The 9,247-nt window shown below is 60.0% G+C and carries 7 protein-coding genes and 6 pseudogenes; 7 read left to right on the forward strand and 6 right to left on the reverse strand.

Annotated elements, in window-relative coordinates; all coding sequences use genetic code 11:
• Positions 1 to 303: 303 nt before the first annotated feature.
• The gene (locus AWB76_RS37980; protein ID WP_061165223.1) at positions 304 to 1,125 is read right to left on the reverse strand and encodes an SDR family NAD(P)-dependent oxidoreductase; all 822 of its coding nucleotides are present in this window, start codon (positions 1,123 to 1,125) and stop codon (positions 304 to 306) included.
• Between the two features lie 301 nt (positions 1,126 to 1,426).
• A complete protein-coding gene (locus AWB76_RS37985) occupies positions 1,427 to 1,681 on the reverse strand; it encodes a hypothetical protein (RefSeq protein WP_157696331.1) in 255 nt (84 codons plus the stop codon).
• A 384-nt stretch (positions 1,682 to 2,065) separates the two neighbouring features.
• Here AWB76_RS37985 and AWB76_RS37990 point away from each other — a divergent pair.
• The 3 genes and pseudogenes from AWB76_RS37990 to AWB76_RS37995 all read left to right on the forward strand — a co-directional run.
• A pseudogene (locus tag AWB76_RS37990) lies at positions 2,066 to 2,767 on the forward strand (IS110 family RNA-guided transposase); the annotation flags it as partial.
• A gap of 98 nt (positions 2,768 to 2,865) precedes the next feature.
• Positions 2,866 to 3,233: pseudogene (locus AWB76_RS42575) on the forward strand (transposase); the annotation flags it as partial.
• A gap of 159 nt (positions 3,234 to 3,392) precedes the next feature.
• The gene (locus AWB76_RS37995) at positions 3,393 to 4,316 is read left to right on the forward strand and encodes a LysR family transcriptional regulator (RefSeq protein ID WP_061165225.1); all 924 of its coding nucleotides are present in this window, start codon (positions 3,393 to 3,395) and stop codon (positions 4,314 to 4,316) included.
• Positions 4,317 to 4,434: 118 nt separating this feature from the next.
• Here the strand turns inward: AWB76_RS37995 and AWB76_RS41945 are convergent.
• The 4 genes and pseudogenes from AWB76_RS41945 to AWB76_RS41410 all read right to left on the reverse strand — a co-directional run.
• Positions 4,435 to 4,572: pseudogene (locus tag AWB76_RS41945) on the reverse strand (IS5/IS1182 family transposase); the annotation flags it as partial.
• A gap of 294 nt (positions 4,573 to 4,866) precedes the next feature.
• The gene (locus tag AWB76_RS41950; protein WP_208606665.1) at positions 4,867 to 5,055 is read right to left on the reverse strand and encodes a hypothetical protein; all 189 of its coding nucleotides are present in this window, start codon (positions 5,053 to 5,055) and stop codon (positions 4,867 to 4,869) included.
• Positions 5,056 to 5,199: 144 nt separating this feature from the next.
• Positions 5,200 to 5,586: pseudogene (locus AWB76_RS38005) on the reverse strand (MotA/TolQ/ExbB proton channel family protein); the annotation flags it as partial.
• Positions 5,587 to 6,394: 808 nt separating this feature from the next.
• Positions 6,395 to 6,697: a hypothetical protein gene (locus tag AWB76_RS41410; RefSeq protein ID WP_061165228.1), complete on the reverse strand. Its 303-nt coding sequence runs from the start codon at positions 6,695 to 6,697 to the stop codon at positions 6,395 to 6,397.
• On the opposite strand from AWB76_RS41410, the gene AWB76_RS38020 reads away from it, so the two are divergent.
• The 4 genes and pseudogenes from AWB76_RS38020 to AWB76_RS38030 all read left to right on the forward strand — a co-directional run.
• On the forward strand, positions 6,696 to 7,169 hold the full coding sequence (locus AWB76_RS38020) for a (2Fe-2S)-binding protein (RefSeq protein ID WP_061165229.1): 474 nt from the start codon (positions 6,696 to 6,698) through the stop codon (positions 7,167 to 7,169). The two genes, AWB76_RS41410 and AWB76_RS38020, sit on opposite strands and share 2 nt — an antisense overlap.
• A 109-nt stretch (positions 7,170 to 7,278) precedes the next feature.
• Positions 7,279 to 7,701 (forward strand): annotated as a pseudogene (locus AWB76_RS42820) (molybdopterin cofactor-binding domain-containing protein); the annotation flags it as partial.
• A 676-nt stretch (positions 7,702 to 8,377) separates the two neighbouring features.
• A complete protein-coding gene (locus tag AWB76_RS42585; protein WP_244173700.1) occupies positions 8,378 to 8,863 on the forward strand; it encodes a molybdopterin cofactor-binding domain-containing protein in 486 nt (161 codons plus the stop codon).
• A gap of 175 nt (positions 8,864 to 9,038) precedes the next feature.
• Positions 9,039 to 9,247: pseudogene (locus tag AWB76_RS38030) on the forward strand (zinc-binding alcohol dehydrogenase family protein); the annotation flags it as partial.

Here is a 9,247-nt window from a genome sequence, read left to right on the forward strand (position 1 = left end):
TCCCAGCTGTCCACGTGGACAGGTAGCATCAGAGAATCACTCGTCCATTGCTAGGGCGTCCCTGAAGGACCGCATACGATCGACGGACTGAATCCGTAGGCGATCTCACAGTGGTGATAGATTGGCGTCGGCTGTGTCGTGCCCGCCATCGCGATGGTGAAGACGAGAGTTAAGTTGATGAAGGCAGAAGGTTCGTATTCAGACGGCGAACGCATCGGAGGTCGTATCGGCGATTATCGCTTGCACACCCAAGTGAACGGTCTTACACCGCTAGCGGTATGGGCCCGGATAATGCGCGAGGCCTCAAATCAGCCAGCCGGCTTCAGCCATCGCCGCCTGGGCGGCCTGCGCCGCGGGTAGCGCACTGTTCCACCGGCTGGCCACCAGCCGTTTGCCGGTGACTGCCCCAGCGGCCTGCGAAGTTAGCCAGAGGAGCGGCGGCACCATGACGTCCGGCTGGATCAGTTGCTGCCGCACGACTTCTGGTACCTCGGCCGGGATCATTCCGGTGGCTGAGGCGCCCCCCGGCAGCAGCCCATTCACGGTGATTCCAGTGTCGGCTAGGTCTTGCGCCCAGATAATGGTCTCGGACTCCAGGGCCGCCTTGGATGGCCCATACGGGGAAAAACCGGCCCGCCGCATGGTCTCGTGGTTCATGGTGATGTTGATGATTCGGCCCCATCGTTGCGCAAGAAGGTGCGGAACGGCCGCCTGCGCCATCAGAAAGGGACCATTGACATTGGTGTCAATGATCATGCGCCAGGTGTCCGGATTGACCTCCCAGAACCGGGTCGGCTCAGTCAGGAAGCGGTCACTGATGAATGTCATGCCGCGACCGGCGTTGTTGACGAGGATATGCAGCCCGCCAAAGGTATCGACTGCCTGTTCCACCAGTTGGTGGCAGTCTTCCTTGCGGGTAACGTCTGCCGCCACTGCGAGAATGCGGCCGGCCCCTGGCGCCTGGCCCGCCTCGCCCGCAACTTGCCGGATTTCTCCCGGGTCACTTGCGGATGAAATGACGACATCGGCACCGGCCGCCGCCAGCCCGAGAGCCATGGCCCGCCCCAGTCCGCGACCGCCGCCAGTGACAATCGCGACCTTTCCTGCTAACTGGCCTTGTTCCATCCAATTGCTCCTTCTATTTGTTAAACCAACCATTTCCTATCCACCTTACGGCGCATCTAACCTCGGCAAGCTGCCTTATTGCCGACGTCCAAGGGAGCCCCGCCGACCGATTTATAAATGCGAGGCGCCAGAGAAATCGAGTTTTGCTTCTCGCCACGCGGCAACAACGGAGGGGCACCGGTTGCCGCCAACTTGAGACGCCCGTTCCCGGTCGTCTTGTCGACGGTGAACGCTGACCACTATGAGCGCGGCGCATAAGCAGCGCGCCTCGAATCGGCTCCCGGCCGCGCAGCTAAGTCAGCTACGTATGTCTAAATGCCTTGCCGACCAAGCTGTCATAGTCGGCGGGGTCGGTTCGAACGATGGTTACGATCATCTGGGCGAATGCGGTATCGGGTAGCAACTCGCTCGCCAATACGCGTGCGGTACGCAGAGAGACGACATTGTGGACGGGCTGCCTATTCAGCTCGTCGCTGATCGAAAATATGAATCGATGAAGCTCGCCCGACTCCGGTCCTACCGCTTCGTGAGCGAGGAGCGTCGCTTTCACTTGCATCCTGACTCCTGTGAACCCTAGAAATCGACACAGCCGCAGGATAGACGATTGTTGGACGTCACGCATTGTGACGAGCGACCGGTCGATGCAGTGCCTTTTCGCGACCACGCTCCGCAGAGTTGCCGCCAGCACAGAAGCGAACAGATTCTTTTGAGGTGGAGACAGGTAGCCGTGGATGCATCCCAGCGTCGAGGCATACGGGGCTGGTCGCTGAGAGGTGGCCTCGGTAGTTCGGACAGTTTTCTGAGATTTTGAGTGGAGCGTCCGGGTCAATCATGCTGCCGATTGGATCGCTGGCAGCGTCGCGAAGGAATGATATGAACGCGTCCCACCCCGTGAACAGATGAGCGACGGAAGGTGGATCCTCGCGGGCCAGCGGCATCAATGTGCCCAGGTGGAAAATGCGGGCATTTCCTGGCAACCGGAGCATCCAAAACGAATGCTACGCCAGTTGGAATCGACATTGCAAAAAGTGTCTTTCAAGTGCATTACATCGACCCGGAAACCGGAGAGATTGTCAACCGACAGATCAAGCGGCCACAGTTTCTCGAGTACTTCGCGAACCGTACGTCGTGTCTGATCGGCATGGAAGCCTGTGGCAGTGCCCATCATTGGGCAAGGCAACTGATGCAGATGGGTCACGAGGTCAAGTTGATGTCGGCAAAGTTCGTGAAGGCGTTCAATGTTGGCAATAAGAACGATGCAATGGACGCACAGGCGATTTGGCTGGCGGTTCAGCAGCCTCGCAAGGCGGTAGCGGTAAAAAGCGAGATGCAGCAGGCGGTGCTAATGATGCACCGTCAGAGAGAGCAGCTAGTGAAGTTTCGCACGATGCAGAGCAATGGTCCGCGCGGGATGCTCGCCGAGTTTGGCGAGGTGATGGGCAAAGGCCGGACGGCGATAGTCAAGGCGATTCCTGATGTGCTCGCACGCATCGAAGCGCGATTGCCGAAGGTGCTCATCGATACGCTGCGCGAACAGTGGGTTCGGGTCGAGAGGCTGGACGAAGAAATCACGACGATTGAACGGCGATTGCGCGAATGGAAGAAAGATGACAAGTCGGTGCAGGCGATCAAGTCGGCGCCGCGCATGATCTTCAGTGGGCAAGTGAGGGACCTAATATCCACGCATCAGGGCACTTTCACGATGACATGAACCGTCGGTACTTCAGCAACCTGCTAAGGGGGAAGACCGGTCGTCCGTCATTTTCCGCTACCGACAATGTCGCAAATCCACATGCTCCAAAAATGGTTGGATCCGGCGATGGAAGAGCCCTCTATGATCTCTCGCTGTTTCGAAAGTTCGCAGGCCTCGATGGAGGGCTGACTTACCTTCCGGACGAACCGACTATCTTGCGGTTTCGGCACCTGCTCGACGCGGTGGTATCGCTGCGCACGTTCTTGAGGTCGTCAATGACAGACTGAACGAGAAGGGATTGATGCTTAAGGCGGGTTTGGCCGTCGATGCTACGTTGATCGCGGTGCCTAGCCCGACCCGGAACGGCTCGGACACACGTGATCCGGAAACTCTGTGGACCCAGAAAGGCAGGAATTGATACTTCGGCATGAAGACTTGCAGGAGAAGCTCGGAGTAGCAAGCCGGCCAGATGCGATAATTATCCCCGGTCGACCTATGTTGATTCCCGGCTCCCGCTGCGGAGGGCTCGCTCATCTGAATAGGCAGTCGCCGCTCTTTGAATGCGAGGGTTTCTATGGACACGCTACAAAACATGCGGGTGTTCGCGCGGGTCGTTGAAGCCGGCAGCTTCACTGCGGCGGCCGAATCGCTCAATATGACAACTGGCGCGGTGTCACGGGCGGTATCGGATCTCGAAGCCCATCTGCGCACCCGCCTGCTAAACCGTTCGACACGGCGGCTTGCACTCACGCCTGCTGGTGAGCGATATCTGCAGCGCTGCCGGCAGATCCTGGCCGACCTCGCGAGGGCGGAAGAGGAGGCAAGCGATGCGCATGAGCGCCCCTCCGGCACGTTAAGGCTGTTCAGCTTTGTGAGCCTAGGCCAGCACTACCTGTTGCCGGCGATCGCCAGGTATCGGATCCAGTTTCCGGACGTAACGGTCGAACTGACGATGTCACAGAGCGCGCCGGATTTGTTCGGCGGGGGAAGCGATGTTGCCGTCATTGCGGCGCCTTCGCTCTCTGACTCGGAGATGGTTTCTCACCTGCTCGGCTCGACGTGCAGCATTCTGTGCGCTTCGCCGCACTATGTGCGTTCGCGCGGCGCCCCGGCGAAACCTGGCGATCTGTCGCAACATGATTGCCTGATTTTGAACACGCCCGCTTTCCCACTTCACGAATGGCTGCTCGAAGGCCCCGGTGGCGGCGAATTGATTTCGGTTCGCGGACCGCTGCAGGTGAATATCGCCGAGTCACTGGTCGTCGCCATTCGCGAAGGCATGGGCATCGGCATATTGCCGCTGTACGCCGCCGTCGACGGTCTGCGTAACGGCACGCTGGTGCGTGTGTTGCTCCATCATACGTTGCAGAACACGAACATTTACGCGCTCTACCCTTCGCGCAAATTCATCGATGCGAAGACGAGGACATGGGTCGAGTTCCTGCGCACCCATCTGCCGGAAGTCATCGCGCGCGACAAGGCCCTGCTTGCCGGCTGACCGACGGTGAGGTGCAGCTGGTCATCACTCTCCCTGGAGAGGCCTCACGCCCACCTCGCAGCAAGGTTCAAGCGCGACAACTCGTGCAACTGGTCCCGGATGCTCACAGTTCATGCTAGTCACGCTGGCGGCGCCAGCAACTCATACCGCTGCCGAAGCCGATTTCACGAGGTGGTAGGTCCCACCGCAGGCCGGTCTGCAAGATAAAGAGGATGTCTGTGCGCGCCGCACGGCTAGTGGGAAATTGTCCGCGCGGCCAATTGCGGCCATTCGGTTCGCTTCAATCCCGTTGCCGGCAAAAAGCGCGCTACGGCTCCCGCGCGTGTAGAAGACAACTCCCAGTTAAATTCGTAATTTTCCGTCGATATCGGCAAGCTATTCGTGTGCCCCCACAAAAACGTTGTTTTTCGCGCGGTTCCGGAATACGGTGGCGACCGTGCTCAAGCACGGTGAACGATTCGGGCAATAACCGCGCGTCGCAAGAACGGAACAGGATTTTTGCATCGATTGCGATCTCTACACCTTACAGTGTCTGCGAAATCGTAATGCGTTAATTGTCCTGCAAGGATGCGAGCAACAACAGGAGCTGCTTCCCCGCTTCGCTTCTTGCAGCGGCGGAGGTGACGAGCGGCGGCAGGACGGCTTTCTTTGCGGGATGGAATTGCAAAACCCTTATCTGAAGCTCACTGTTTTTCGCAAGCTGCGCTACGTATAGTGCGAGGAACAGCACCATTGGCATAGTGACCAGATCGGCGTACGAAATCAGCTAGCGATCCGGGTGTTCCTCCCTATCGTGAGTTTCTTGACGCGCCGCCTTATCCGTCGCAAGGCGCTTGCTGCCTGAAGTCGTGCTCATGTTGGAAATTCTGCCGCCAACTCATGCTCAACCGGGCGAAAGCGGCGAGTCGAGCAGTTCGACCGATCGTTCGCGCACGTCGCCGGTCAGTCGAGTTTCGATGGTATGGGGCGGCTCTTTTCGGGAATTCGCTAGAAGCCGTCGAATTACAACCGCCTGACACGCAGTTCGCTATCCACCGACGCAGATGCCTTGCCCCAACTGCGAGGGTTCGAGCATATGGCCGGTCGCCAGAATCAGCCCAAGCACCACGCCCAAAAAGCCGAAAGTCGGCGAGTAGTCACCCGCCCGCTGCCGAACTCGGGCCGCCGTCGAGTGGTTCCGTTCGTAGGCATCGAGGTCTCGTTGCAAAGCGTCTCCGATTAGCGGCGTCGATACGCCGTTCGCCAGCAATTCGATACCTCGTTGAGCAAACGAGGTTAATGCCGCGCACACGACTTCCACTGGACCAGGTTCAAGTCGTTCACTTTCTCAGAGAAGCCGGTCTATCGATCCTTCTGCCGACGATCGGTGCGTTCGTGATGATTTGTGAGCTCGTCGTGGTGATCGTTCGAAAGGACTTCTGGAGCATCGTCACGACGCGCGCCCGCAGTTTTTGCTGAATGCTGCGGTACGTTCACATCGGTAAGCCGCGCAGTAGGAGCGCAGAGATCCGACACGTCTTAGCAGGAATGAGGAAGAAGTGGAACCGGCAAGAGCCTAGTCTTGAGGTCATCGTTATCGGGTCAAAGCCGATAGAGTCGGCAATGATACGGGGCGCTCCGCTGCTCCTCCCCTTGGGGCGTCCGATCGGCCACATGAGGCGGGCGGGACGAACGGGACGGGTCGTCGGCTCGCGAGCGCGGCGCAGAGAGATCCGTAACATCATGCTGGACTCTGGAGCAGGAAGTCGTGGCAGACAATCGCGGCGTCTTTAAAGCGCAGAATCCCGCAGGCCTCTCTTGGAGGAAGGCAGGTGCATCGTGTGGACTAATGCTAGGCTCAAGCGAATTCTGATCTATCTGGCGGCTGTTCTGCTCATTGGATTCACTGGCGCAGTTTTTTGTGCCTGCCGGCCAACGATTGCGCCGATTTCGCCCCCCGTCGCCTCCACCTTTGCACCTGAACTTGTCATGCGCGGTGAAGTGCTGGCCGCAGCTGGTTTTTGCGCGGACTGTCACACGGCGAAGGGGGGCCGGCCCTTCGCCGGCGGCTATGCAATGCGGACTGGATTTGGCACCGTCTATTCGACAATCCACTTCGCCCCGATCTCGCGATCATCAGCGCGACGAGTTTGTCGGATCCGTCGAATCTGATTCAGGTCATCCTCTACGGTGTCAGCGCGCGGGAAGGTGCCCCCGGCGTCGTGATGCCGGGATTTGCCCATGGATTCAGCGATGCCGACGTTGCGAGGATCGCCGCCTATCTTCGCGCGACACGCTCCGGCCTTGCACCTTGGCTGGACCTCGAGAGAAAAGTTGCCGCGATACGCGCGCAGGGCAGTGGCCAGGAGTGAGGCCACGACGATCTTCGGAGCTGCAACCATGACACGCTTCACAATCAACGGCCGGGCCGTCTCCGTGAATGTCGAGGCGGACACTTCGCTCCTTTGGGTGATCCGCGATGATCTTGGGTTGACCGGGACAAAATTCGGCTGCGGCATCGGTATGTGCGGCGTATGCACCGTACATATCGGCGGCAGGGCGACGCGATCGTGCATCACGCCGATCAGCGCGATCAATGGCGCGGAGGTGACGACGATCGAGGGACTCGATTCCGCGGGCGAGCATCCTGTGCAGAAGGCATGGCAGGCGCTGCAGGTGCCGCAATGCGGCTATTGCCAGTCCGGCCAGATCATGCAGGCCGTGGCTCTGCTTAACGATTTTCCGTCGCCCACCGATCAGGACGTCAATGCTGTCATGTCTGGCAATCTTTGCCGCTGCATGACGTACGTGCGTATTCGTGCAGCGATTAAGCAGGCCGCAGCAGCGATACAGAGCGGCTCAACCTATGACTAGGCCACGCTTCGTGAGCCAGGGCGCCCAGCCTTTCACTCGCCGCGAATTCCTGATCGCGATGCTAGGCGCGGGCGCCGCTTTCGGGTTTGCAGGCGTTGCCGCCACTGCGATGGATCGTACTGCGACCGATGGGGTGGCACCACCTGCCGCTGTTGATCTCCAGTTCGAGCCGACCCCGTGGTTCTCCATCGATGGTGACGGAACCGTCACCGTCAACATCATCCGCGCAGGAATGGGGCAGCACGTTGGCACTGCGCTCGCCCGTATCCTGGCCGACGAGCTGGAGGCCGATTGGGATAAGGTCCGAATCATCCATGTTGACACCGATCCCAAATGGGGCGCAATGGTGACGGGCGGAAGCTGGTCGACCTGGCAGACTTGGCCCGTCTTCAGCCACGCGGGTGCGGCCGGCCGGATCGCCCTGATCGAGGAAGGCGCGAAGCTCCTGGGCGTGTCGACGGACGACTGCGCCGCCCGTGCCGGCGCGGTTGTGGCGAGAAGTCGTTCTATCGCGTATGGCGACATCGTTAAACGCGGGAACCTCGATCGCCGATATACGCCAGAGGAACTGGACAAAGTGCCGATCAAGCCGGCTTCCGAGCGCCGTCTGGTGGGCAAACCGGTAGCCGCGCTGGACATCCCCGAGAAGACGAGCGGCACCGCGCGCTATGGCATCGACGCGAGAGTAGCGGGCATGGTCTACGGCAGGCCGAAGATCCCGCCGACGCGCAACGGGTCGAAAGTGAACTCGTTCGACGACAGCCGGGCGCGCAAGGTGAAGGGCTATATCGAGAGCATCGTGCTCGACGATCCGTCGGACACGGTGCCAGGCTGGGTGATGGTTATCGCGGAGAGCTATCCTGCCGCGGTCCGGGCGGCTGATCTGATCACCGTCAACTGGACGCCTGGCCCCGGCGCTACCGTATCCGAAAAGGATATTCAGGATCATGCCGTCCAGCAGATCGGGCGGGCGGATAGCGGCGTGCTGCTCGACACCGGTATCGCCGATACGGCTGCAGCCTTCCGCGCGGCAAAATCGACGCTGGAGCAGACATACACCACCGCGACCGTGCTGCATTTCCAGCTTGAGCCGTTGAACGCACTCGCTTTTGAGAAGGCGTCGTGCCGCCGCGCGCGCCGGCTGGGGCGCTCCGTTGCCGCCCAACACTGGCCTCGGCCTTGCCACCAGTTTCGGCCAGGAGCGCGACATGCCGACTTGGCTGGTATGCGGAACCCGCGTCCGCGTCGACCGGAGAACCGGTGTCGTTACGGTGGGGAGGCTGACGTTCGTAATCGATGCTGGAACCATCATCGATCCGGAAAGCGCGCGTGCGCAGATCGAAGGCGGTGCGCTTTGGGGGCTCAGTATGGCCCTGTACGAAGGCACCGCATTTAAAAAACGGGCAGGTGCGGGACACAATCTGGACAGTTATACGCCACTGCGCATTGGCGACGTGCCGGACATGGACATCAGTTTTGTGGACAGCACCGAGGTGCCCGTCGGCTTAGGCGAGCCGGCGACTACCGTCGTTGGCCCGGCCATCGCCAACGCTATTTCGTCGCGGTGGGAGCTCGCCTTCGCCATATTCCAATCACGCCGGAAGCAGTGCGTCTCGGCATCTGGAACAAGGGGTGAGCCGCGCCAGCGCCCGAGATCCGCTCTCCCATCCTCACACTCGACGAGTGCAGGCTGACACCCGTGCTGGGCGACATGTGGAACACTGAGAGGTGGCTTGATCCGCGCGAGTCGATCATCGCGATCCGGTGGAATTTCGAGAGAGCAAACGCGGTGCTAAGCTTTCCTGACAATATTATCGAGATGAAGCATTTGCCCGCCGTAGCTCAAGCTATTTTTTTTGCGGAGTACATATGAAAGCGGTTGTCTATAACGAGGCGGTTCCGCTCAGTTCGCCGGATGCCCTTACCGACACTACGTTGCCCGAGGCCGAGCCAACCGGTTACGACCTGTTGGTGGACGTGCATTCGATCTCGGTGAACCCCGTCGATACCAAGATCCGTGGCGGCGTGCTGCCGCCCCCAGTGGTACCAAAGGTGCTGGGCTGGGATGCGTCCGGCGT

The sequence above is a fragment of the Caballeronia temeraria genome (genome assembly GCF_001544795.2).
In the GTDB taxonomy this organism is placed as follows: Bacteria; Pseudomonadota; Gammaproteobacteria; order Burkholderiales; family Burkholderiaceae; genus Caballeronia; species Caballeronia temeraria.